Genomic DNA, 25,625 nt, shown 5'->3' with positions numbered 1-25,625 from the left:
TTGTTGTGAAAGGGCAGGGAGATGGTGGAGGAGGCGATGCGCAAAATACTTCATTCTTCTTTTGAAGCAGCTATCGTATCATTTGCCAAGATTTTTATTCCTTTAAATACATCTTTAGTATAATCGGTTTCAGGATAACCCAGTGCACTATCCTTTAAAAATACTACTTTGAAAGTATAGAACAGAATCCGTATGTCCAGCAATATTGAATAATCTCTTATGTACAATATATCGTATCTTAACTTGTCTTCAACACAAGTAGTATACTTAGCCATCACTTGTGCAAGGCCAGTGATGCCTGGTTTTATAATATGCCTATACCCATAATGAGGATTATCTTTAATAATCTTCTCTACAAAAAAAGGCCTTTCGGGTCTTGGGCCCACGAGGCTCATATCCCCTTTCAATACATTTATAAGCTGCGGAATTTCGTCCATGCGTGTTGCCCTTAGAAATCTGCCCACAGGGGTTATTCTGGGATCGTTCTTTGTTGCAAGCACTGGGCCAGAATCATTTTCGGCACCATCTATCATCGTCCTGAATTTATAAAGTATAAATGGTTTTCCATATTGGCCTACTCTTTTTTGATGATATAAGACAGGCCCTGGTGAAGTCAGTTTAATACATAACGAAATCACAAACATAGGGACAAAAGCAATTAAAAGGCCTGTAATGGAAAGTATTATATCAAAAATTCTTTTCAATACAATTTGGTCAAAAGAAAGACTTAATTCCGTCAATTCAAACACCGGCATGTCGTCTATTCTGGTAAAATTAGATTTTGAAACAAAGAGCTCATACATGTTCGGTACAAGAAGAATTTTCTTCTTTTTTTCCACAGCCTCTATCGTTACTTTTCCTTTCAATTCCGTTGATAAGCCAGGGCAAAAACATAATACATCGATGTCCTGCATTACATCATAAATAAATTCGATATTGTCTTCGTCTATCACATACTTTATTTCAAACCATCCGTCTGATATATTCTTGAACTTATATGCCGCTTCAAAAGCTTCTTCTTTTGAACCTACCAATGCTACTTTCTGTACGCCATGAATACGCTTAATTGAAAATAAACAGTATATTTTCCACAGCAATATCAGCAGAAATTGTATCATTGCTCCTATTAAAAATACACTTCTAGGAAAGGCAAAGCCTCTATAAAAAAAGGTTAAAGCCATGGTGAATGCCATTATCATTACAATTGAAATAGCTGATGAAAACGCAACATCAGCAAGATTTTTTCTATACAAATTATATAATCCATATATTTTAAAAAAGAAAAATGTCAAAACAATAATCCAAGGTATCATCTTTACATAATCATTATAGTTTTGTGTGGGCAAATAACCGAATCTAATAATAAATGCCAGAATATATCCGGCATTTATTAATAATACATCTGTTATCACTATAAAAAAAGAATCTAAAAAACCCAATTTTCTTCCTCTCAATTATATTACCCCCCGAAATTATCCCCCAAATTCTATTTTTTATTTACAGCATCTATATCCTCTGAAAGTCTATCCATAATTTTCATAAATTAAATTACTATCCCCCCTTATAACCTTAATTCAAATATTTTCTGACGTCATCTACATGATTTATATTAAAAATATCCTCCATCATTTTTTCTATTTTATGGATGTCTTTAGATTTATTAATGGTTTCTATAATATCATCGGGTATGTTCTGAAGCTTCTTTTTAAGCAGCTTTACGGCCAGTTCCTTAGTCCTATTCTCAATACCTTTCTCTTCACTCTCTTTTAATTCTTGCTCGGTATAAATTTTAAGCTTCGTCTGCTTCAGCGTCTTTATCACATATTCCTGAACTTCTTCGTTTATCATGTCCTCATACATCTTATACACCTCCACCGCTTTTATTATATTTTTCCTGAAGGCTGCTTCCAGAAGCCTTTTTGCTTCTGATGAACTTTTTTCGCACAGTTCGACGGTTCAGTATCTAAAACCGGTTTCTTCGTCATATAACTTTTCTACATTCCTACGAGGTATCCATCGAAGAAAGCTTTGTGCGCCATTTCTTTCTTCAAAGTTAAGCAGCAGCCCGGAATGAACCTTCTTTCTCCTGACTTGAATAATATAATCATTCATTTTAGACATGACATTTCTCAACAGCGCCTTTTGCTCAAATGAATCACAATCCTCATAGTCGCCACGCTTCATAATGATATTTTCGAATTCGTCGGCCAGCAAAGAAGCTTTATCATCCTTTTCAACATAAACATCGCACATATCAGATAAATCTTCTATCATCCGGAATTCTTGAATCTTTTTGAAATCCAGCTTTAGTATTGCTTCCCAAATGTCTTTTGATTCCTGAGGTATGCCCGACTTTAATATCTTGTTATAATAACAATTTATAATTTCGTTATACTGCCATTCGTACAATTCTTTATCTTTCATCAAATCCATCGTTAATCTTCTGTTGAAAAAGTAATATATATAATCGCTATCATGTGCCAGCCTCATGATATAGACAGGCAGGTATTCGCCCTTTCTGCCATTTCTATTTACACGGCCTGCTGTCTGCACTAATGAATCCAATGGTGCAAAATCCCTGAAAGCCATGTCGAAATCAAGGTCAACTCCGGCCTCTATGGTTTGGGTGGATACCAGTATAACGGGTTCGTTTGCCTTCAACAGCTTATCCACTTCATCAATAACTGCCATTCTCTTTGACGGTATTATGTTAGTCGATAGATAATAAACAGGCGTACTAACGCCTCGTCGTTTAAACTCGTCTTTTAATGCATAGAAGATTTCTATACTCCTTTTTATCGTGTTTACTACTATGGCAGCAGATTTGAGCACATTCCATTTTTCCATAAAAAACTCGACAAAATCCCTGGTATTCATCTCTTTTTCAAGCTCAGGGACAAATTTTGTCCTTTTCAACTGAGCAAAGTATTTTTGTGAGGATGGAAATAAGTCAATACTTCTTTCATTACTCAATCTATGATTTTTGAGCAGCAAATCGCCAAACTCAAGTATTCTGGGCTGTGTTGCTGTCATGAGTATGAATCTTGTACCGTAATATTCGGCTATTTTTTGCAATGCGGCGCCGACCAGCGGCATATACTTTTCCGGCATCGCCTGTACCTCATCCAGTATAACAATGCTGCCAGCCAGTTTGTTGAGCTTTTTCAAAGCGCTGTTCCTGCCTGTGAAAATAGACTGAAAAAACTGGACAAATGTGGTCAGGACCATATCGCCTTCCCATGCCTCCATCTCAAGCAAAACCTTGCCTACCGGTACTTCTTCATGAAATTCAATATTGGAAGTAATATCAGCCAGCCTGTGATGCACTACAAGTTCTGCCTTGCCTGCAATGACATTTTTATATTCTTTTCGGGTCTGTTCTATAATATTGATAAAAGGAATGGCTGTAATTATTCTCGGCAGATGCCCCTCAATGCCTTTTATCCTCTGCTGAAGACGCAAAGCACATTGCAACGACGATAGAGTTTTACCAATTCCAGTAGGAGCGGTAATAATGAAGAATCTACTATTTTTTACCTGGTCATCGGTCAAGCCGTTTATGATGTTTAACATTTCTATGCGGGCATTTTCTCTTTGCAAGAGCAATGCCTTATCAGTATAGCTACTCTCTTTTGAGGCCAAATATTCGGCTACTCTTTCGGGCAAAACCTGTTTTCTCTTTCTGTGCTTTAGCCCAGCCGAATCTAATTTATCGCTGTCTATAAGCAACGAGAAAATGTATATTAGGAAAAAATACCATCGATCATCGGCGAAAAGGCCCATTCTTAGCAACTGATGCATATTTGCGAAATGTTCTTTGTCCCCTTTCAGCCTCTCCAGATCCAGATATGAAACAAAGCCCTTCAAATTCATGCCGCAAAAATCACGCGTAATATCGTCCTGGTTTTTTATCATATTTTCCCTTATAACATCAAGTTCCTGCCACATAGCCTCCCGCTGCTCTATGGGAAACAGGCAATCGAAATCCAGCGTGAGGTGATGCTTTCGCACTGCAATATAGCACAGGTATATTGCAATATATTTAGAAAAATCATCCTTATTTTCCCATTTAATGTTGTCCAGCAAAAACAAATAAGAAAAGCATGCAGAAATATGAGCATGATTTTTAAAAGGGGAATAGCGCTGTTCTTTTATGTACATCTGAAAATAATCCGTATACTTGCCGATATCGTGAAAAAATCCAATGTGATAAGCCAAATACCTTATCAGTTCATTGTCGATGCCATCAAATCTTACCACAACCGGCACTTCCCCAGCGCATAGTTCTGCTACGCCTTTTAAATGCTCATTCAAGGCCTGTTTGCAGCCTTTTTTTCTATCAAAATGCGCAAGATAACCCATAAGCCGAATACCCTCTTATCTATTTCATCCACATAATGTTTCGCCCATTGTCCAGTTTTACATAATGCCTGGCTGTTACCTGTAACGGACCTCCATCAAGATTAATCACCATATATTTAATGCCGTCTTCCGTGATTTCTCTTTTTTTATTTCCCTTAAACTCTAAAAGAACTTCTTCTTTTACTATCCGGTAAGACCTGCCAGGTATACTGTATAATCTTATATTGCTTATATCATCTAGCGGCATTACGGAATATACATCCACCGTCCCCTCTTGTTTGTTCTCCTGGGCCTCATAGATGCCCCCGCCTTCCAGCCAGCCGAGGCTGAAAGCGCTTCCGAGGGCAAGCGCGATCCCCCGGCTATGATAGACCGGCATATCATTTATTATCCATTCCAATTCCTGCATAATCTTTTTGTCCGAATGATGAATCCAAACCTGATAACTTACATGCCCCGTGCGAATATTATAAGGCACGACAAATTCCGTGGGTATTTGGCTATGATTTTCTTTTGAACCGTTTAAATCATTTTTTCCCTTTATCATCAAATTATTCAGTTTCTGCATGCATTTTTTAACAGGATTTAGACAGGCCAAAGCAATATCGCAATTTTCAACAGAAAACGCATCATAATATTCATCCCTTTCTATCCCCAGCAGCCCGGCCGCTATGCCGGATATTGTAGTCCTGGGCGGTATAAAATATGAAAGGGCCGAAGCATTTGAGTACACCTTCCTGAAATGCGCCATTTTGCCGTTCAGTATAAATGATACAACTTTCATGTTTAATCAGCCACCTTGACAGGAGCCCACAAATCCACTGCTTCATATGTAGGCAGGTTAATCAATGAATTTATTTTTTGGTTAAATGGATGCATCCAGCCTATAACCCTGTCAATATAGCCTTTTTGCTTCATTTGTTCTATCACCTGAGAAAGGCTGGCAAAATCGACAGTGATATTGTCGAGATACCGGATGGGCTTTTTATCATCATACGAGGTGCTCAAGAAGCGCCTCAAATCCCCCAAATACCCGTCGAATTCAGGCTTATATATTATTTCAATATAAAATAGTGGTTGCTGGCCCTGTTTACTGTCGGTTTGATTTGCCATTAGGCTCTGGACCAATGCATGCCGAAAAAGGTCAGCATCTTCCTCCGTCATTCCCGTCTGTTTGGCGCTAAATTTATTCATGGTGCCGTAGTGAGCCACCAAGGCGTAATAAACTTTATACTTTTTGCCAAATGTCGAACTGTCTTCATTCATTATAGAAGTTATGGTGTTCGATTTGACAAGCTCCACAGGGTGGAGAGAATATCCCCAGCTAAGTTGTACAGGTCCGGTGTAAGTTTTTGTCAAGTTCTTGACTGCCATGGCGCTGCCGAATAACCTGATATCTATCAAAGACTGTTTAACTATCTCTGTCAAAAATATGTTGTTAAACTGTGTAAATTTTTCTTTATTTTTTGTTTTTGATTCGGCCTTTTTATTGTATGCAGATAAATAATCATCGCATTTTTCCTCTCCAAATTCATCTACCCATTTTTGTCTCAGCGATTCGTTTTTCTCAAGAAGGGCATCCATTCTTTTCTTGTCAACCAGCCATTCTTCAGCTATGCTTTGAAACATCTTATCCATGGGGACTTTAATATCGGCCAGCGTATCCACAAATATCTTATAACCTTTATTCTTTAAAAATTCCCTGCAATCCCTCTTGCGCCGCGCATCGCTTACCAGAAGGGTTGACGTCTCATAATCCATCCTGGGTTTGTTTTCCTGATCCGGATCACCGTTCGGATTTGTCAGCACGGCCTCAAATCCAAACAAAAACTCGCTGTTTTTGTTCAAAATAGCCACGTTCTTTTCCTCCTTCTAAAAATTATTCATCCTCTTCCGACGCAATCTCTTCTTTTTCTATATCTTTTTCCTTTTGGCTCGCATCAGGAAAATAGCTTCCCACCATATAGGCATATCCTGACATTATATAGAAAACATTAGCAAGGCCGTTCAGTTCCCATGATCTTTCAATGCTGCCATAGTAGAAATGAAATCGGTTCATGACCGCTTCGGTAAATATATTTATCCTTCCATATTGCCTGAGCTTTTCTACAACATCATTATATAGCCTTTGTATTTCCATGCCGGACATGCCCTGAAATTGAATCTTTTTGAGGATTGGTTTTTTCTTATGTTCCTTCAACATCTGAAACATCGCCACCCTTTTGATAAGAACCCCCAGATAGAATAATGCCCTTGCTTCATTGTTGTATTGCTGTTTTTCAAGGAATTCTTCCATGGATTTAATGATATTATTTACATCTTCGGAAAGCGTATTTATGCCCTGCAAGCTTTTCTCCTCCTCCCCTTTATAGTAAGGCTTATTGTTTATAAGAATATTTAACCTTTTGCACAGATTGAATAGAATAAGATATCTGATTACCAGATTTTTTATGAAATAATCGTCCGCATAATCGCCGCACTTCTTCTTATAACTTTCCAGGCCAAGATTAAAGAAAGTTTCGATTTTATCCCTTTTAAGCTGATTCAATCCTTTTTCAAGGGCTTCGCACGCATATCCGAACAAAATATTCATATCAATCTGTTCACCGCACAGTATAGATCTATACAATGAAAGCACCCTGCCTGTAAACCTTTTCTTATCTTTATTCTGATGCACCGGAACAAGGCTATATATGCTTGCAAGGGACATACGCCTTATATGCGGCCTCAGCATCATTACGTTTTCACCGATAAGCTCCATTATTCTCCTAAATCGCACTGCAGGAACGTCTTCTATTGTCTCAAGCACATCAAATGAAGTGCCGTCGGTCCGGTAAATTATGAAATTTATGCTGTAGAATTTGATTTCATCCATATCAGAAAGGGCTTCGATATTTTGCAGCCAATTGTTTGCATCTGAATCTTTAAAAGCAAGATCCACTTCACTTTTCAGTTTGTATAGAAAATTATAATTAAAATCTTTCAGCAAGCCCTCAGGAAGTATGAATACACTTTCGCCTGCTATCTTACCGTTAAAATGGCTTCGAATCTTTTTATCTCCATTAAGGATGTCAACATAGCATTCATGGCACATAGAATAAGCTTTTTCATATTTAAAACCGTCCAGATACTGGGATGTATTCTTCGTCGTTATGACAAATAGTTTATTTATTCCTTCTCTGTTGAATTTTATGACATAATCTTCAATTCCGACATTATCCTTGATTTTATGGCATATATGGCAAACTCTTCGTTCTTTTGTGCTTTGCTTTTTCGAACTATATAATATCAGTTTGTTGTCAAGGCTCACAAGCTTTATGTAATCAGGGTGATCAGGCATTACAACCCGCTGCCCATCTTCCGTAACAACAGCCGGTATGACCAATAAGAACCTGTTCTTTTTATTCTCTTCCCCAAGCCCCAGCCTGATAAATTCTTCAAAAGATACAGTTTTGTTATTGGACAGCCTGATCTTTATTTTATTACTGTTATTACTGTCTTTGCTGATGGCCTGAACTGCAATATTGCCGGGCAGTGCTATCGCATTATAATTTATACTGCCTTCTCCTTTGTTTTTATTTAAAACTAATAATCCGCCGGCCTCCATGGCCTTAATGATACAAGCCAATTCGCCGTTTTGCATGCCGTATTGGCCAAGCTGAATATATAAATCACTCATGGTGCAAGTCAAAAGATATTTAAGCGACTCGGCATCTCTGGTAAGATAATACTGCGGATTTTTGCCGGAATTATTTCCAAGATATAAGAAGCGTTTTGCAGTATCAGCTCGTACAGGCTCCCCCGGCTCAAAATAAATATTTTTTCTTTTAATATCAAATACCATATATGATGTGTATCCCTGCTCATCAGCCTCTATATCAGGCAGTTCTTCTATCAGACCGTCAATATCATCTTCTCTTTCCTTGCCGATAAGCGCTGTTATGGCAGTCAAATTCATCTTCTACCCTCTTTTCATTTAAAACTTTCGCTTCATTCTGTCTCAACTGTTCATCACCACTAAACCTGCCAATAGCCTCCGCAATCTGAACTGTTTATCCACAGGCCCAACGGTCAAATAAGAGAAAGGAACTCTTATGGGAACGATCCTTATCCACCAAAAGGTTGAAAAAAATTATTTCCTACCAGCAGTAAAACTGCTGGATTTTTTATATTTAAACCAGGTTTATCTATAACCCATATCATATATAAACCCGATTGTTTTTTCTTTAGAAACTTATCCTCATCCTCCCCGATATTTTAATTAGCCTAGCGATATATTCTTACATAACACCGCTCGCGTCTATTTTCAAAATCTCTAATAAAAGTATCATCATCATCTATTTGCCTTTCAGGGTCATATACAATAAATAATAAACCGTATGCTTTTGGTACTTTTGTCATATCTTCAGCGATACCACTGGTTGCAACGGAAGGTGTTGTATTTTTGCGAATAAACTTAGTTTCAATCAGCAAATCATCTTGTGAATGATCGGGATTATATGTGGTAATTCCAAATCTTATTGGTGGATATTCACGCTCGAATTTAGTACTTTCGCTTATCAGGATAGCCTGAACTTTATCATTTAGATCGTTCTCACTTTTGGGTTCTTCTCTTTTAAATAATATGGGTATTGTTTTTTTCAATATGTTATCAATCTCTATAACCTTATGCTCTATGGGTGTTTTTTTATATGCACGACTTGCCAGCATTTCAAGAAGAGAATCTTTAGGGATTTGACTTGACAAATCTTCATACTTCATTTGCATACGCTTTGCAGCATAGAGAATAGAGTCTCCATATCTGCAGAAAAGATCATAAACGTCTGACAACTTATCATCAGGGTTGTCTCCTGGTATATAGTCAATTAAATCATCGAGCTCATTTAAGAACTTTTCCCGAAAGTCTGCTTGATTTCTAATACCTTCCATACAGGCCAGGCGAAGAGTACCATACAATCTTTGCTTTGTCTCAGAATCAGGAATATGATTTATAAAATCTTCCGTATATACGCCTTCATCATATGCCTCTAGCTCAGCAGAAAACATTGCAAACCTTCTATCAATACATTGTGAACAACAACCACAATGTGAGGCGCCACCTGGTTTATTTCGTGTTGTACTACAGGATACAGCATTTTCAATCATATTTAATTCATGTGTTTCCTTAAAAATGTTAACTATATCCTTTTTTGTTTTCATTATAAATGGATTTTTTATTATAAATGTATTATCAAAGCATTGTAGAAAAGCTTGCATTAAGCCTATTGTCTTTGGATGAGTTGTCCGACTAGCCCTTGCATTCATGATGTCACCCTGTTTCGGTAAATTGATACTTGTAATGCCATTTTCATAAACATAAAAGGTATGCTTATTATAGTAATTACAAATAGAAAAGGCGATTGAAGCATATAGAAACATTCTCGTTCTTTGGGTTTCTTCCAGGCTTGAAAATTTTCGTAAATGACATTCATATTTATAATGATTAATTCTATTAGGAAATTTTTTCATTAATAACTCAACCAAAACATCTTGCGTATGAGTTACTTTTTTATTAGCTTGATGACTTACTAGACATAACTTTTTTTCTGGATAGGTATGCAAAAAATCTAGCGCTCCTGCTAAAGAGTCCAGGCCACCGGAAAATAATATAATCTCAGTATTAGAAGCATCAGAAATATGCAAAAAATCTTCGGTAAATAAAGATAACTGCATATATTTGCTTTCATTCGGCTGATTTTCTTGATTCATTTTGTAAAAATAAAAATTATATTTTCTATCTCCAGACATAAAAACTAAAGCATTAGATAAAGCAGTCTTAACATTATCTTGTTCCCAAAAAGCTAGGTCCCTGACTGGAATATGAAACTCGAAGATTCGAGCCCAGCTTTCATTATAGAGACTATCACGCTCTCCTCTATCCACAGCTCTATCGGCTGAAAAAACATATGAAGCAATCTCTAATAAATCCAATATCCTTTCAGGTAATTCATCCGGATTTTTAATAAAACGGCTAAGTGCAATATGTACATTTCCTTTTTCTTTTTCATTATCAAAATATGATAACCTAATAACTTTTCCGTTTGGATTTATTTTACTTGGATGAACATTGCTACAAATAATTATATTTGGAGACTGACTCATAGAGCTTCAGCCTCCCTCCGTAATTCTGCCCTTATTTTGCCGAATGTCATATTTAGAAATCTGGTTATTTCTTCATTAGTAGGAATATCACTACGACTATATTTATTAAACCATCCTGCAGCAAAAGATTGCATAATCTTTGAAATCTCAAAAGCATGTGTAGACAAAGCCTCGCTTTGCTTTGTTAGCTTTTGTGAAAATATTTCTATCGAATCATAATCATCAATAGCTTGAGCGGCTTCTCTTTCTAAATAATATCTCAGATGTCGATTTGTAAATTCTGCAAAGAAAAGTCTTGCCAATTCACAGAAAGCTGCACCTGTTCCTATATTTTTCCATGGTGTTTCATTTGTATTATTAAAGAGTGAAAGTTGTTTGTTGCCTTTTTTTCTTTCATAAGAAGAAAGAACATATAATACAGCATCAACAACCATTTTATTGGTCTCAAGTGATCCAGTATCTGTGACTATATAATCCTTTGCACATCTAATAAGAGAAAATAAGGAGAATCTTTCATCAACGATGAGTCCGTTTTTTGCAAGAAATTCCCTTTGATCTTGTTGATTTGCAGAAAGAGATAGGATTATCAAAAAGCGAATGGCTTTAATAACAGATTCATCAGATGACATTTGTTCATATTTCTTTTTAATATTCGTAAGCGTATTATTGGAAATTTTTACAACTGTATCATCTGAGCAATCAAAATCAGTAAGTTGCTTAATAATGTCAACCCAGGGCTGTGTTCGCGGTAAAAAACCTATTCTTTCATGCCCCATTTTGATTCCCCCTGAAAAAATATAAGGAACAAGCCGGCTTGAGTTGAATGATAATAATTTAATTTATATTCGCTTTCTTATTGCATTAATTACATAACATGTAAAAACATAACATAACTTTGGAAAAGGCAATTTTTCTATATTTTTATATGTATTCCATGTTCTTTTCAAAGCCTTAATTTTATTACTTGATATTGAACCGCTAACTTTTCTATATCTAGCCAATGGTTCATTAATTCCATATGCTTCAAAACCTCTACGCAGTATAGATAACCATGTAGCAGTATCTTGACCAGCTCTTACTAAAGGCATTCTAAAATCTCCAATAATATTTTTATCAATTACAACTGTCAAACACCCTATTATTGTATTTTTTAATAAATCGTCATAATTAACTTTGGATGGAACAGTTATTACTTTATTTAAATCATTGCCTTCTTCATCGATTAAACGATATGATGTAAAAGAAAAACCTATTTTATTTTCTTCCATAAATTTTATTTGCTTTTCAAGTTTTTCTGGTTCCCATAAATCATCACTATCGAGAAAAGCTATAAATCTTCCTTTAGCTTTTTCAAGTGCAGTGTTTCTAGCAACAGCTGCTCCTAAATTTTTTTCAAGCTTATAATATTTTATTCTATTGTCTTTTTTAGAAAAATCTTTTATGACTTTTAGAGAATTATCTTTAGAACAATCATCTACAATAATCATTTCCCAATCTGTATAAGTCTGGTTTTGTACTGATGTTATAGTTTCCCCAATAAATTTTTCGGCATTAAAAACCGGCGTAATAATAGAAACATTCATCCAATATTTAACCCTCGCTTAAAATAATTTTTCTAATTTATTATACTATCTTCCAATAGAAATATAAGTTATTCCTAAATTTTTCATTAGATTTGGTTCATATATATTTCTACCATCTACTATTATAGGTTCTTTCATTAAATTTTTTATCCTAGAAAGATTTATGTTTTTAAATTCGTCCCATTCAGTAACAATTATCAAAGCGCTGCTCTCGATTGCTACTTCATATACATCTTTACAATATTCAATATTCGTTAAAACTTTTTTAGCTTCTTCCATTGCTGCTGGATCATAAACTTTTATAATCGCACCATATTTTCTTAGTTCATTTATTATATCTATGGATGGTGCTTCTCGCATATCATTAGTTCTAGGTTTAAATGCAAGCCCTAGCACTCCAATCGTTTTATCTTTAATATCTGGCAGTACCTCTTTTAATTTTTCAACAACTTTATATCGCTGAGATTTATTGACTTCTCTAACTGCTTTAAGTATTTTAAATTCATAATTATATTCTTTGGCTAAATTATAAAGTGCATCTATATCTTTAGGAAAACATGAACCTCCATATCCTATCCCGGCATTTAAGAAGCTTTTCCCTATTCTTTTATCATAACACATCCCCTCTGCCACTTTTGTTACATCAGCCCCTACCTTATCACAAAGATTAGCTATTTCATTAATAAACGATATCTTCGTGGCTAAAAATGCATTGGAAGCATATTTTATCATCTCTGCTGTTCTTCGATTAGTTATAACAAACGGGGCATTAAATGGTTTATGTAATTCAACCAGAATATCAATAGCCTTTTTATTCTCTCCACCTATTACTATCCTATCAGGATTCATCGCATCATGTACTGCTGTCCCTTCACGCAAAAACTCCGGTATTGATACTATATCGAAATCAAAATCGTAAACCATATTTTCTTTTATTATTTTTTCAATCAATTCACAGGTACCAACTGGGACAGTACTTTTATTTACTATAATTTTATATCCATTTATATTTCTCGCTATATTCTTTGCTACACTTATAATTTGAGATAAATCCGCATTACCATCCGGTAAACGCGGGGTGCCTACAGCAATAAAAATAATATTAGAATTTTTAATACCGTACTCTATATTTGAGGTAAATAATAAATTTTTATTATTCAGGTTTTTTTGGACTAATTGTTTTAAGCTATCTTCGTAAATCGGAATCATACAATGACTTAATTTTTCTATTTTTTCTTTATCAACATCAATACATATAACTTTATTCCCTAATTCTGCAAAACATGTTCCAGAAACTAATCCTACATAACCTGTCCCAACAAATGTTATATTCAATATATTCACCTCATCAAGAAGATCTTGATTATTATAAAATTATAAAATTTTAGCACAACATTACGATACTCGACTACATTTACAGTTCAACATAAATACCGGCATTTGTCTTTCTATAAGTCTCTTGTCACTCCATCTATACTAATATAACAGGCTTTTTACATGCCATATAATCAAAAACTTTATTAGGTTCTTAAGTCCAAAGATCTTCGAAAAATGAAAAGAAATATAGCAAAGTACAAAAAGACAATAGGAAAACAAAGCTGCCAATAGCAGCCCTCTCCGGGACACAAGCCGAATCAGTTCAACTAAAATTCAGCAAGTTGTGGAATAATGAAAAGATCCCTGGTTCTTAACCAGAGAGTGATAACACTCTTTCCAAGCTCGGCCAGATAGTATTTTCGTATGCTGGAGACTCTCTTTATTATTTCAATGAACACGCGCAGACGTTTTAAGATTCGGGAGATCGAAGCCGGACTTAGATCTGGAAAAAACTGACGGATCGATTCGTTTTGTAATCCGTTGATATTAAACTCGCCGTGCACCAAGACTTCAAACAGCTTCTGATCATCTCAGCTAAAGAAGTTAAAGCCTTTGAAGCTTCATCGGTATCTTTTTTTGACTCCGAGAGTTCTTCAATTTTTTTTGCGCCGTTGCTGGGAGCATACAACGAAGACACTATATCAAGATAGCGGCGGTTGGAAGCCTTGAGTAATTGACTTAGAAGATAAAGGCTATAAATATTCTTCTTCATCGGCGCTACTTTCTTTGTAACGGTACCATCCCGGTGCACAACTTCCAGCAAGTGTTTGAACGAAGAGACATCATTAACCGTTGTTTCAATCCGCAGCAAAAGACCGAACTTGTCGTACATTTTGATGCTGCTTGCACCCATATGATGCTTGATTCAGCATAGTAAAACTACAGCATTATTTATATCATTTAAGGCCTCTTCGTATCGATATACCAGATATTTAGAACCGTTCACTGTAATGGGGTGAACATCGTTCTTTTCAATATATTTTTCAGCAAAATCTTTTATCTGGATACGGATGTGTTTTGGTCTTTTCAGCAATAGTATCATCAAAAATTGCAAATATAGTAGTAGATTGATGTTGGGAGTAGCAGTAAGTAACACCAACAACTTCTCTTCTAATGGCTCTCCATGCATATTCTATATTCCAAACAACTTGGATCAAGAATTTACAAAAAGTAGTTCTATGGCAATTTGCCAAGCTTAAGATGACAATATCTTTAACGGTTCCATTATAGCCTTTTTGTACAGATCTAGATATGAATTCCATTATATGGCGTAAAACAGGTATAGTGAAGTAAAGTGTAAAATTTAATTTCAAAAGGTACTGGAAAATTGGTGATTTTTTAGCTATGATTTTTTATGAGACATTTGCTTCACTCCTATTTGTAAGTTTTGTAACGGAACTTATTTATATCACAGAAAGTGAAGTTTGTCTCTTTATTTTTATAATTTTTCATTTATGGAATTATTGGAACCTTTTTTTCATCTATAGTCATTATTATATATGTGCATTAGTTGTAATCCTTTTAATTTTATTTGTTGTAAAATGAATTATGTTTTCTTTTTGGTATAATAAAGTTTAGAAAAAATAAGAATAATCCCGAAATAAAACCGATATAAGAACCATTATAGACAGAACCTCTGCCAATTATAACATATACACAACCAAAAAGAACCATAAGTACCAATCTCATGACAATATTCTTTCTATCTAATATTTTATCAATAAATAATACAAAAACTGCCCAAAAAATACCAAGGAAAATACCAAACCAGGATAAGTTTGCATAACAATCGCCATAAAGTGTAGGATGCATAGAAATTTTTGTATTGTTGAAATCATTAATATATGCACTTCCCATTGTAATAGCAAAGTCAGGTGGTTTTAATCCGAAGGAGTACCTAGTAGGCAAAGCAATTAATAACAGTCGTATGTAAGTATGCGCCTGTCCAAAACCTGGAAAATTATTGTTTATATATATAAAATAGTAAAAAGCATCACGTAAGCCCAATTCGCCATTTCCTGTAAGTATCATTTCTAAAATACGATTATTAAAATATGTAAGATCAAAGTTTGTAATAAAATTTTCAATTGAGCCATAATGTCTAAAAACACGCAGAGCATATACAATGTAAATGATAAATATACCAATAAAACTAAAGTATATTATTTGTTTTAATGAAATTCGGTGATTTCTTAAAATATAAAACAAAATCAGTGACACGAATAGAGGTAGTATTGTGATTCTATTTCTTGTAATCAAAGCATAGCATGAGATTAATATAGCAGCTAGGAAAGCAAATTTATATCTTTTATAAAACAATAATGGAACTATAACACCACCTGAGGCAAAAATTAAATATTTTGTCATCGTTAAAGCAAATCCAGAATCAAGCTTCAGATTATATGGAGATTCGGAATCGCTATAAAATTTTCCCCATGAAGTATTTAAAATCCCACCATATTTTGTAAAACTTACATATATTAAAATTCCTATAGAAATTAAAAGAAATAAAAATAAAATTCTCATTAAAATTTTATTTTTATATGATTGTATAATAGTTTTGCTCTCATTGGAAGATAACTTTTTTAACAGTTCAAATGTTTTTATATTTATTGCTTTTCTTCGGCCTAGCAGAATGAATCTTGCTGAAAAGTATATGAAATTAAATAGTATTACAAATAATGATGCCTGTATCATTACATCTGATGGGTAATTATATCTGGTAAACAATACTGCAACAAAATGAGGTAGGCCAAACATTACAAGTAATGTTGCCCATAAAAATACTGATATTGAAGCTTTTTTATATTCATAATATGTCACTATACAAATAGTTATAAGTTGTAGAAAAGCTAATAGTTCATTCATTTTTTATTCAACTTCCTTTGTAATTTCCATAAACAGCTCTACTTCTTTGCCACAGGTATTTTCAGCAAAGAATCTACGATTTTTATTCGCTAGTTGAGTATGAGTGATTTTTTCAAATATATATTTAATGTCAATATCCGAAGCATCATTGTTGATAAATTCCACATTATCAAAATCACTAAAGACTTCCCTGCATACTGAAATATCCGAAGTTATAAGAGGAATACCAAATGTCGCAATCTCACAGGCCATAACTCCTTGCGCGTCTGTTCTAGTCGGCATTAATGCACACTTAGATTGATTAAGCAGGTCAATAATTTCAGCGTGGTTTAAATATTTTTCCACGAAAATCACATTGTCCGGCTTTGCATTGAATTTATAAAAATTACCCCTTCCGACTATACAAAAGCTGTATTGTGGATTGCTGCGTGCTAAATTTGTCACAACATCTAGGCAATATTTCGAACCATCAAGAGAGTTTCTTATTGTCACAAAATCATAAAGTTTGGGTGCATTTTTATCATAGGATTCGGTTTCAAATTCAGGTCCTATGGAATTATAGATTATCCTTTTATGGTTCTCAATTATAGTCGGATCTATCTTCACCCATCGAATGAATTCCTTGTACATCCATTGACTTACAAAAACAAACCAAGATTTAAAAGCGAGCCTTTCGAAAGTTCTCCTCCAGATATGAAGCTTTATAATGTCATAGCAATCCTTTATAAGAGGTTTGAAAAAAACTTTATGCTTAACATAAGTATATGGCTCTGGATATACCTTCGAGCATCGTAAAACTTCATGTCCATGGAAAAAGAACACAATTTTAGGAAATAATTTTTGATATTTACGCAAAAACATATAATGGTTGCGTATATTCGCTGCATGGCAGACCAATATATCAAATTTTTCGTTTCTAAGTCTTTCTTCATAACTTTCATAAGTATAAACCGGTATACAATCTATAATATAATCTTCTTTTGCAGCAAAATTTAGAACAGCCACATCTATACCTTGGGAAATATAGTATTTATTGCGTGTATGTACATAATAGAGACTAAGTCTTCCATCATTACTTGGGTAATCAGCCACTAGAACTAAAAGTTTCATAAAAACTCCTTCTTACTAAATATAAATTTATAATTTTTAGCAAAAAAAATGTTGGGTTGTTTGATTTAGAACAGTTTTGTTACTATATTTTTTATATTTAATAAAAAAGCGCATAATTTGGGACTAATTTTAAATAATTCTATAAGCAATACTCTATTCCTAGAACAAATTCTTTTTGCTTCACTATTTTTTGATAACTGATAATATATATGAAAGTCATAAAATAATGATTGTTCAAAAATAGACCTATTTTTAATATCAGATTTTATTAGTTCACAATAACATTGAGCAGCATATGAACAAATATGCAAAGCTGAAAAATTGCTTAAATCGGGAAATTTATTCTTATAAAAGTTATACATAAATTTTCCAGCTTTTACATTATCTATCTTTTTTATAGAAAATGGACTTCTGCATAAACTCTCTGGTGACATAACGTAATTGTAAAATGGTATCCTGATAGTTCTTACTTTCTTTGCGTTTGCATATAATTGTGTAAGAATGCATGAATCTTCGCCAGCGAAAAAAGAAGGAAAAACTATATTTCTAAATAACTCTGCCTTATATATTTTATTCCATAAAAAATTTGTTACATTTTTTTGTTTTGCATAATAATAAGCACATTCATAATTACCTGAAATAATTTCATCATGTAATTCATATTTTTCTATAAGTTCACCAGTCGTTTTTACTTTTCTGTATCCACATTGAATAATATCAATATCATCTTTTCTAGCTATATCAATCAATACTTGATACATGTTTTCATCAATATAATCATCGGCATCAACAAAAGCAATGTAATCTCCTGAAGCAATCTCAACTCCATATTTTCTTGCTACGCTAGGGCCTTCATTCGCTTTATGAATAATTTTTATCCTATTATCTTTTTTTGCATAGTCATCACATATTATTGATGAATTGTCTGTTGAACCATCATCTACTATAATTATTTCAAGATTTTTATAGGTTTGTCTAATAATACTTTCAATGCATTTTCTTATATAATTTTCTGCATTATATACTGGTATTATTATACTTATTAAACTCTCCATAATTATACAGTATAAAATTTCTCCCCCATAAAGTTTTAAAATTCTTCCATATTTTGTAATTCTAATATATTAATTTAAAATATTAAAATAAAGAACAAAAAACATATAAAAATAGACGATTTAATTTTCATCTTTTCTTATATTGTTTATTATATTTTTATATTTCCTCCCCGAATTTCCCACCACTACCTGCCCTTTTTACACATCTTTCGTTACCACGCTTCCCACTCCTACAAAACTATCTTCATGGATGGTTTTCCCGGGCAATATGGTGGCGTTGACTCCTATCTTGCCGACTTTTTAACGGTGACGCCGTTCATTTTTTTGAACCGGTCGGGGTCTTTTCCAGCGGAGTTGTCGTTGGAGGTGACCACACACGGGGCGATGAAGATATCGTCTTCCAGTTCGGAGTAGGCCGTGATGTAAGCAAAGGTTTCTATCTTGCAGCGGGACCCTATTGCGGCGTCCCTGCCTATATGGTTATGTCTCCTATTGTCACGTCTTCTCTTACCATGGCAAGGTCGGCGATGAGGCATTTTTCGCCTATGGTGCATCCGGTGTAAATTACGGCCGATGTACTGCTGCCGTGCACCCTCAATAGCTTTATCTTTTCAGCGACTTCATCATCGTCAGTGACCATCATGTCACCGTCTCCGTAGCCGCCGAGATTTTTGGTGGGGAAAAAGGAAAAGTAGCCGGTATTGCCGATTTTACCTTTATATTGCGCCACGATGACCTGAACAGGCGTATTCGCTGACATATAAATCATGTTTTTCAGCTATCCGCATTATGGCGTCCATGTCGGCAGGCTGACCAAATATGTACACGGTTATGATTGCATTCGTTCTTTTGGTTATTTTTTTCAACCTGGTCAGGGTTTATATTAAAAGTCTTCAGATCGATGTCGGCAAAGACCGGTACTGCTCCTACCCGAGATATAGATTCCGCCATGGCAAAAAAGGTAAAAGACGAGGTTATCACTTCATTATAGGGAATTATATTTACTGAATTTAGGCTCAGGATCAGGGCGTCGGTTCCGTTTGCCACTGCTATTGCGTGCTTTGCGCCGAGAAAGGAGGTCATCTCATTTTCAAATTATTTTACATTGGGGCCCATTATAAAGTGGCCGCTTTGTATGACTTCCGATACAGCGAGTCTATTTCGTTTTTTATAGAATTATAATGGACTTTTAGATCTAAAAAAGATATTTCCAATTTAGTCGCTCCCAAAAGTAGAATTAGGTTTTCAGCATTTATATAATTTATAATATTTTCTAAAAGATACAATTAAAGAAAATAATTTTAGGATTTTGATATTTTCGTAAAAACAAATAATAGTTCCATATATTTATCGCGTGACAGACCAATATTAATATCCGAATTGCTCATTTTTTAGTTTTTCTTTATAGCTTTCAACAGTATAAAATGGTATGCAATCTATTACATAATCTTGTTTTGCCGCAAAACTCAAAACGGATATATTTATTCCTTGAGAAACATAAGATTTATTACGCGTATGTCCATAATAGAGATTTATTTCCCATCAGGATGTGGGTAATTTGCCACATATTAAAATTTTCATAGTCATCCCTTCTCATTATCTAATCGATAATTTTTAGCAAAGTTATAGTATCTTCTCAATTATATTTCTCATTAGATAAAGATTTGATTTATAATAAAAATAATGTTCAAAAGACTTGCGAGCATTCTCTGAATAAAAATTTATATTATCTTTTATTTTGAGTAAATTATCATAAAGTAATTTAAAATCTCTACTATTTTTTTGAATTATTCCATTATAATTATTAACATATTCAGGAAAACTACCAATATTGCTAGCAATCACAGGTGTCCCGAACATAAATGATTTTGCAAGTACACTACTTTGAGTAGATCTATTATATAAATTCCATACACAAAAACTCTGTCTATATGCCAAATTAATTTCTTCATTTGTTAAACTTTTCCCATGTATAATTTTTATTTTCTTATTCACAATAGCATTTCTAATATCATTATCTATATATTTGTCGATATTTACCCTTGTAGCCACCTGAAAATTTATATCCGAATTAATCTTTAAATTATATTTAATGAAGTCTAAATAAATATTAAATGCTCTTGATTTAGTCGCTCCACCAATAAAAGAAAAATACATTCTTTTTGGTTTTTCCAGGAATTTATTTTCATCAGTAAACAACAAGGGTAAATAATATACATTTTTATTATCTTTTATATGATATCTGATATATTTTTTTAACGCATAATCTGAACAAACTATAGTAGCATCACATACTTTTAACATTTTTTTTGAACAATAATTAGCTCCAATCATTTTTAATATTGTTTTTATGTTTTCATTTAATAAATAATTTTTTAAACCATCCCATGGTTCATGATATATATAAACAACTTTAGAATTAAAATGTCTTTTAAAAAATAATGCTTTTTTATGCATATCAATACTTGGATTTATAATAATAATTAAATCTGGTTTTTCACTGATATCTTTATCGGTAAAACAAATGTTCATATTATTTTCATTCTCATCATCTAAAAAAAATTGATATTTTTTATCTATATAAAGATAAGGGTAAAAACCTAGTTCTTCAAAGGTTTTATAATATGCTTTTAAATGTGAAAAATATCCTGGTGAATAATTTAAAGACGCTATATACACAATCATAATTTTATAATCATTCCTTTCGTTTCACTCAATACAGAATCAATATGATAAGTTGCGCAAATACTGGTCTTTAAAATTTAGATAAGGATATTTTAATTTAATATTTCCCAATAATCAATTTTACAAATTGAAATCATTGTTTCCTCATGTACCGTTTTTCTTGACCAAATCATCATAAGCTTTTTTATATTTCATACTTAGACTCACCTCACGGGGTTTGCGATGTTTTACCGCTAAACTCCGCCGTAGGATTATTATATTACCGGTATAGTATTTCCCATATGCCGAAACGCCTCAGGATATACTATTATATCATCTTGTAAGAGCGAAAGCCGGATATATTATCAAAGGAGACTTTCTATTTAATAGTTTCCTAATCTAATCTCATTAACCATTGCTAGTTTGTGAATAGCTTTAGTTATATGTGATGCAGTATAAAATATTAATATTTCTTAGTTAGATATGCTTTATGGCAGATACTATATATATTATTTTACCATTAATACCTATCATTGCTATTTTGCTCGCATATTTCATCCGAATTATAAATTCGTATAATATAACACTAAGTGATTTTTACTCCACCCATATCTCCAAGCTTTTAAGGTTAATCTGTTTCTGCGAAGCTCCCTTTATATCCAGCCTCAGCCATTGTTTGCCTTCTTTAAGGTCTTTGTGGTGAGAAATGTAGCCGTCATTTTTAAAAGCTGATGGGTCGGATTTATTTCTTTCCATTGGTACTGTGGGTTCTTTCCTTCCCTTGTGAATACATTGAAAACTAGTTTATCTTTCGGTATGTCACCGCCAGCCATGAGATTTATGGAATAGATGTTTTGAGGTTTCATGAAAATATCTTGCTTGGTGAATATATTAGGATGAGCCCTAACCTTCGTTTGTTAACCTGGCATAATCCTTTTTTATTATATCGGCTTTGAGCAAGCCTTTTTCCGAGTTGGAAGTCCACCATAAATCTGGTATGTCTTCATAGTCTGTATCTACGGCAAAATCCGTATATTTACTTGGTCTTCCGTAGCGGCGTTCACGCGGACATACAATATATACATTTTCGCCTCTATCTCTGAATTCCCGTATGAGATCTGTATATATGCCTCGCTGTGTAACGGATTCAATATCCACCACTGTGATAAATAGTATATTCATCGTATAACCACCATTTTATGATTTCATATTGAGCTTGTAAATTTAGAAAGTGTATTCTCACTTTAGTCGCTCCCGAAAAAGAATTAATTTAACGATATTGTTTTGTTCTGAATCATATTCCACTTAACCAAATCATTAAAAGCTTTTTCAATCTGTCCTTTATCGAATTTTTTGCCTTTTGCCATATATACTTCTTGTAATACTTTTTGTTTTTCTATTTCACCATATATTTGATTATGAGTAGCAGCAATAAAATGAACTGTGGCATAAAGTTCTAGCATCATTGGGCTGAAACCAGAAAAATTTTCAATAACCCTGTCTATAGTTTTTTTATACTTTGCGATGTCTTTTTCATTCTGCCTATAGAAATAATCGCAGTTAGCGCCCTTTTCAAAAGTGTAGCCATCTGCTTTAATGCATAAAATTCCTTTATCTACTGATTCATTGACTTCTTCAGCTAATTCGCTACTATATGGGCCATAAAGATACATGCGAAAAGAGCAATCCACCGGTACGCCTGACTCTGAACAAAAATATACAAGTTTCTGTAAGGCCTTCTTTCCTTTAATTTCTCGATTCTTAATTAAATAGCATATTAATCCTTCTAATTCCATTAATTCCACTTTCTTTTCCTCATAATCTCACTCATAATAAAATACTAACCTCTTCCGGAATTTTTCCAGCATATCTTATTGAAGTCATGGAGGGTTCATCTTTGTATTTCAACATGCCTCTTATTACTTAATCGCGGCTTTTGCTGTGGATGACGACTTCACCACCAATTAAATCGGCATTGTCATCGATTTTGCAATTTATCATAAAGATCCATTCTCCATTATATTTATTGTTAATTTCCTGGATTGTCTCAAACATTTCATCAGCCTACTTGGCTTTATTATTAATGTTCTAATACTTAGATTATATCATTTTGATCATTTGTTTAAACGGAAGTATAGCTTTCCCATACCGGCTTTTGAAAAGTTAAATTAATATCTTCTCTTCTTCTTCCTTATTTTCTTATTATCCTCTCCATAGTAGTAATAGTAGTAGTAATAACCGCCGGATTTTTGTTCGACTTTGTTGAGGACTACACCCAGGATGCGGGCGTTTACTTTTTCCAGCTGCTGTTTTGCGACCATGGCGGCTTCGCGCTCGGTGGAACCGGCTTCGACCACCAGTATAACGCCGTCCATGCTGGCGGAGAGGATGGAAGCATCGGCCACGCTGTTTACCGGCGGGGAATCGAATAGCACCATGTCGTATATGGAGCACGCTTCTTCGATGAATTTTTTCATCTTGGCAGAGCCCAGTATTTCGGCGGGGTTGGGCGGGACAGGGCCGCTGGTGAGGACGTGGAGGTTTTCCACTTTTGTCTCATTTATTACGGACTCCAGCGGCAGGTTTTCCGCCAGGAGATTGGAAAGCCCCTTGTAATTTTCCAGAAGGAAGTTTTTTTGCTGCTTGGGCCTTCTAAGGTCCGCATCCACAAGCAGGGTCTTGTTTCCAGCGCTGGCTATGGATATAGCAAGGTTGGACGTTATCAAACTTTTGCCTTCCTGGGGGACGCTGCTGGTGATGAGGATTTTTTTCAATGGTTTGTCAACTCCCGCAAATTGGAGATTTGTCCGCAGGACCCTGAAGGCTTCCGAGACTATTGATTTTGGATCATCTAACAGCATTTTCTACGCTTCCCCCTCTTTTGTATAAGGTATGGAGCCGATGACGGGCAGGCCCAGGTATTTTGCCACATCTTCGGGGGTTTTAATGGATGTGTCGAAAAATTCCAGGACAAATGCCAGGAATACTCCCACCATAAGGCCCAGCACAAGGGAAATTGTGATGTTCAACACGGGCCGCGGTTTGACGGGAGTTGTCCCGGGGATGGCTTCATCCACCACCTGAACGTTTTCCACGTTCATAATCCTTATGACCTGTTTCGAAAAGGCGGCGGCGATGGCGTTGGCAAGGTTTGCCGCTACAACAGGGTCATGGTCCTGGACTTTTATCTGGATTATCTCGGTATCCTTGACAAGGCTCACATCCACCTTGTCCCTCAATTCATCGCTGGTCATGGCAAGGTTCATGCTTTTTATTACTTCTTCCAGCACGGACCGGCTCTTGGCTATCTCGCCGTAGGTGGAAACCAGCAGGCGGTTTGTCTGGACTTCCTGATATGTGATGGGATTGTTTGGGTCCATTATCCTATTTTTCGGTTTTCCCACCATGATGGTGGTGTTGGATTCAAATAAGGGTTTTATAACGAAGAATGTGATTACAGCTGACGCCAAAACGGATACAATAGTTATGGCAGCTATGATTTTGACTCTTTTTTTAAGCACTTCAAAGATTTCTCTTAAAGAAATTTCTTCTTCGTCAAATGTATCTTCATAGTTTTTTTCTCTTTCTACCAATTTTTATTTCACACCTTTTCGTCTTTATCTTTTATTCATCCATGCCGCAGATGCGGCGCGAGTATAAGATGAAAATGTTATGCTACGTTTCGGTATAGATAGTTCCGAGACCTCAAAAAAAGGATAAAAATACCTATAGGGCTTAACTAAAAAAAACAAGCCCCCGGCTTCTATTATATGAAAGAAACTCATGGATGCCGAAACATCTCAAGAGCTGCTATGTCATCGCGCATAATATAAATATATGTATTATTTATTCTATACTTTTTTAAAAATCCTTTTTTAGGTTGGCTAAAATTTTTTCTTTTGTGCTTTAAACTTTCATTTCATATATTTTTTGTAGTAATTCTTTATTTCATTGAGCTCCTCCGGGGTGAAACGGCTATATGCCATATCTATCGCCAGCCTTTTTTCTTCGGGGGTGAGCCCTCCTTTCAAAAGGCCCATGAGGTATTTTACGTCTTCGGACGAAAGTTTTTTCATCACTAGGTGTATGATGCGCTGTTTGTCCTCGAAGCTTACTCTGGAAGCCAGATCCTGCGGTGAAATATTCTGTGCGGCAGATTCGCCTGGAGCCTTTGCTTCACCCTGGCGGCTATTTTCCGATGATTGCCGCATGTCTTGAGAAGGTGGATTTTCGTTGTTCGGAATGTTTTCCTGAGGTTTTGGTGAATCAATTTGCTGATTTCCCATCTCTTCGGAATTCGGGACGGAAATATCCATCAAATCTTTTTGGATGAGGCGCGTTGTCAGGTCAAATGCTCTGTCCATCAGAAAATAGTAAGCCCCCGCCGCAAGGATTAGTGCCACAGTGGCTATCAGTATTATTTTTGTTTTGAGCGCAAGCTTTTTCATAATCCTTTTGAAGGATA

The 25,625-nt window shown here is 34.8% G+C and carries 22 protein-coding genes and 4 pseudogenes; 1 reads left to right on the top strand and 25 read right to left on the bottom strand.

Features of this window, described 5'->3' with window-relative positions; genetic code table 11:
* Window positions 1–50: 50 nt before the first annotated feature.
* The 6 genes from AC6I1H_RS13795 to AC6I1H_RS13770 all read right to left on the bottom strand — a co-directional run bounded on the left by AC6I1H_RS13795 (window position 51) and on the right by AC6I1H_RS13770 (window position 8,320).
* Complete coding sequence (locus AC6I1H_RS13795; RefSeq protein ID WP_497738118.1) at window positions 51–1,454, bottom strand: sugar transferase; 1,404 nt, start codon at window positions 1,452–1,454, stop codon at window positions 51–53.
* Window positions 1,455–1,569: 115 nt separating this feature from the next.
* Complete coding sequence (locus AC6I1H_RS13790) at window positions 1,570–1,860, bottom strand: DUF4351 domain-containing protein (RefSeq protein WP_497738117.1); 291 nt, start codon at window positions 1,858–1,860, stop codon at window positions 1,570–1,572.
* A gap of 96 nt (window positions 1,861–1,956) precedes the next feature.
* Window positions 1,957–4,362, bottom strand: coding sequence for a CRISPR-associated helicase Cas3' (gene cas3, locus AC6I1H_RS13785; protein ID WP_497738116.1), 2,406 nt, complete (start codon window positions 4,360–4,362; stop codon window positions 1,957–1,959).
* A 19-nt stretch (window positions 4,363–4,381) separates the two neighbouring features.
* Window positions 4,382–5,146: a CRISPR-associated protein Cas5 gene (gene cas5, locus AC6I1H_RS13780; RefSeq protein ID WP_497738115.1), complete on the bottom strand. Its 765-nt coding sequence runs from the start codon at window positions 5,144–5,146 to the stop codon at window positions 4,382–4,384.
* A gap of 2 nt (window positions 5,147–5,148) precedes the next feature.
* Entirely contained in the window at window positions 5,149–6,219 is a 1,071-nt protein-coding gene (locus AC6I1H_RS13775; RefSeq protein WP_497738114.1) for a type I CRISPR-associated protein Cas7, read from the bottom strand.
* A gap of 22 nt (window positions 6,220–6,241) precedes the next feature.
* Window positions 6,242–8,320, bottom strand: coding sequence for a TM1802 family CRISPR-associated protein (locus AC6I1H_RS13770; protein ID WP_497738113.1), 2,079 nt, complete (start codon window positions 8,318–8,320; stop codon window positions 6,242–6,244).
* 81 nt (window positions 8,321–8,401) lie between these two features.
* Here AC6I1H_RS13770 and AC6I1H_RS13765 point away from each other — a divergent pair.
* Window positions 8,402–8,488 (top strand): annotated as a pseudogene (locus AC6I1H_RS13765) (DUF2188 domain-containing protein); the annotation flags it as partial.
* A 140-nt stretch (window positions 8,489–8,628) separates the two neighbouring features.
* On the opposite strand, the gene AC6I1H_RS13760 reads toward AC6I1H_RS13765, so the two are convergent.
* The 19 genes and pseudogenes from AC6I1H_RS13760 to AC6I1H_RS13670 form a co-directional block, all read right to left on the bottom strand.
* Window positions 8,629–10,503, bottom strand: coding sequence for a PD-(D/E)XK nuclease domain-containing protein (locus AC6I1H_RS13760; protein WP_497738112.1), 1,875 nt, complete (start codon window positions 10,501–10,503; stop codon window positions 8,629–8,631).
* Window positions 10,500–11,279 carry a hypothetical protein gene (locus AC6I1H_RS13755; protein WP_497738111.1) on the bottom strand — a complete coding sequence of 260 codons (780 nt, stop codon included), beginning with the start codon at window positions 11,277–11,279 and terminating at the stop codon, window positions 10,500–10,502. The genes AC6I1H_RS13760 and AC6I1H_RS13755 overlap by 4 nt, the downstream gene beginning before the upstream one ends.
* A 63-nt stretch (window positions 11,280–11,342) precedes the next feature.
* Window positions 11,343–12,086, bottom strand: coding sequence for a glycosyltransferase family 2 protein (locus tag AC6I1H_RS13750; protein WP_497738110.1), 744 nt, complete (start codon window positions 12,084–12,086; stop codon window positions 11,343–11,345).
* Window positions 12,087–12,131: 45 nt separating this feature from the next.
* Window positions 12,132–13,430: a UDP-glucose dehydrogenase family protein gene (locus AC6I1H_RS13745; protein ID WP_497738109.1), complete on the bottom strand. Its 1,299-nt coding sequence runs from the start codon at window positions 13,428–13,430 to the stop codon at window positions 12,132–12,134.
* A 469-nt stretch (window positions 13,431–13,899) separates the two neighbouring features.
* Window positions 13,900–14,295: a hypothetical protein gene (locus AC6I1H_RS13740; RefSeq protein WP_497738108.1), complete on the bottom strand. Its 396-nt coding sequence runs from the start codon at window positions 14,293–14,295 to the stop codon at window positions 13,900–13,902.
* A 695-nt stretch (window positions 14,296–14,990) separates the two neighbouring features.
* Entirely contained in the window at window positions 14,991–16,331 is a 1,341-nt protein-coding gene (locus tag AC6I1H_RS13735; RefSeq protein WP_497738107.1) for an O-antigen polymerase, read from the bottom strand.
* 3 nt (window positions 16,332–16,334) lie between these two features.
* Complete coding sequence (locus AC6I1H_RS13730; RefSeq protein ID WP_497738106.1) at window positions 16,335–17,441, bottom strand: glycosyltransferase; 1,107 nt, start codon at window positions 17,439–17,441, stop codon at window positions 16,335–16,337.
* Between the two features lie 65 nt (window positions 17,442–17,506).
* Window positions 17,507–18,496 (bottom strand): glycosyltransferase, encoded by a 990-nt coding sequence (locus AC6I1H_RS13725; protein ID WP_497738105.1) that lies wholly within the window; start codon window positions 18,494–18,496, stop codon window positions 17,507–17,509.
* A 198-nt stretch (window positions 18,497–18,694) separates the two neighbouring features.
* Window positions 18,695–19,073: pseudogene (locus AC6I1H_RS13720) on the bottom strand (acyltransferase); the annotation flags it as partial.
* A 15-nt stretch (window positions 19,074–19,088) separates the two neighbouring features.
* Window positions 19,089–19,256: pseudogene (locus AC6I1H_RS13715) on the bottom strand (DegT/DnrJ/EryC1/StrS family aminotransferase); the annotation flags it as partial.
* Window positions 19,213–19,579 (bottom strand): annotated as a pseudogene (locus AC6I1H_RS13710) (DegT/DnrJ/EryC1/StrS family aminotransferase). The pseudogenes AC6I1H_RS13715 and AC6I1H_RS13710, both read right to left, overlap by 44 nt.
* Window positions 19,580–20,119: 540 nt before the next feature.
* The gene (locus AC6I1H_RS13705; RefSeq protein ID WP_497738104.1) at window positions 20,120–21,181 is read right to left on the bottom strand and encodes a glycosyltransferase family protein; all 1,062 of its coding nucleotides are present in this window, start codon (window positions 21,179–21,181) and stop codon (window positions 20,120–20,122) included.
* A gap of 644 nt (window positions 21,182–21,825) precedes the next feature.
* Complete coding sequence (locus AC6I1H_RS13700; RefSeq protein ID WP_497738103.1) at window positions 21,826–22,026, bottom strand: hypothetical protein; 201 nt, start codon at window positions 22,024–22,026, stop codon at window positions 21,826–21,828.
* Window positions 22,027–22,063: 37 nt separating this feature from the next.
* The gene (locus AC6I1H_RS13695; RefSeq protein WP_497738102.1) at window positions 22,064–22,342 is read right to left on the bottom strand and encodes a hypothetical protein; all 279 of its coding nucleotides are present in this window, start codon (window positions 22,340–22,342) and stop codon (window positions 22,064–22,066) included.
* 83 nt (window positions 22,343–22,425) lie between these two features.
* Window positions 22,426–22,965, bottom strand: coding sequence for a hypothetical protein (locus tag AC6I1H_RS13690; RefSeq protein WP_497738101.1), 540 nt, complete (start codon window positions 22,963–22,965; stop codon window positions 22,426–22,428).
* 118 nt (window positions 22,966–23,083) lie between these two features.
* Entirely contained in the window at window positions 23,084–23,215 is a 132-nt protein-coding gene (locus tag AC6I1H_RS13685; protein WP_497738100.1) for a hypothetical protein, read from the bottom strand.
* A gap of 113 nt (window positions 23,216–23,328) precedes the next feature.
* The gene (locus AC6I1H_RS13680; RefSeq protein ID WP_497738099.1) at window positions 23,329–24,021 is read right to left on the bottom strand and encodes a CpsD/CapB family tyrosine-protein kinase; all 693 of its coding nucleotides are present in this window, start codon (window positions 24,019–24,021) and stop codon (window positions 23,329–23,331) included.
* Window positions 24,022–24,024: 3 nt separating this feature from the next.
* The gene (locus AC6I1H_RS13675; protein WP_497738098.1) at window positions 24,025–24,753 is read right to left on the bottom strand and encodes a YveK family protein; all 729 of its coding nucleotides are present in this window, start codon (window positions 24,751–24,753) and stop codon (window positions 24,025–24,027) included.
* Between the two features lie 321 nt (window positions 24,754–25,074).
* Window positions 25,075–25,608, bottom strand: a complete 534-nt coding sequence (locus AC6I1H_RS13670; protein ID WP_497738097.1) for a hypothetical protein — start codon at window positions 25,606–25,608, stop codon at window positions 25,075–25,077.
* Window positions 25,609–25,625 lie beyond the last annotated feature (17 nt).

This window comes from Biomaibacter sp. TOL, assembly GCF_059717795.1.
Note: the sequence above shows the minus strand (reverse complement) of the source record. Positions and strands in the feature narration are given on the sequence as shown.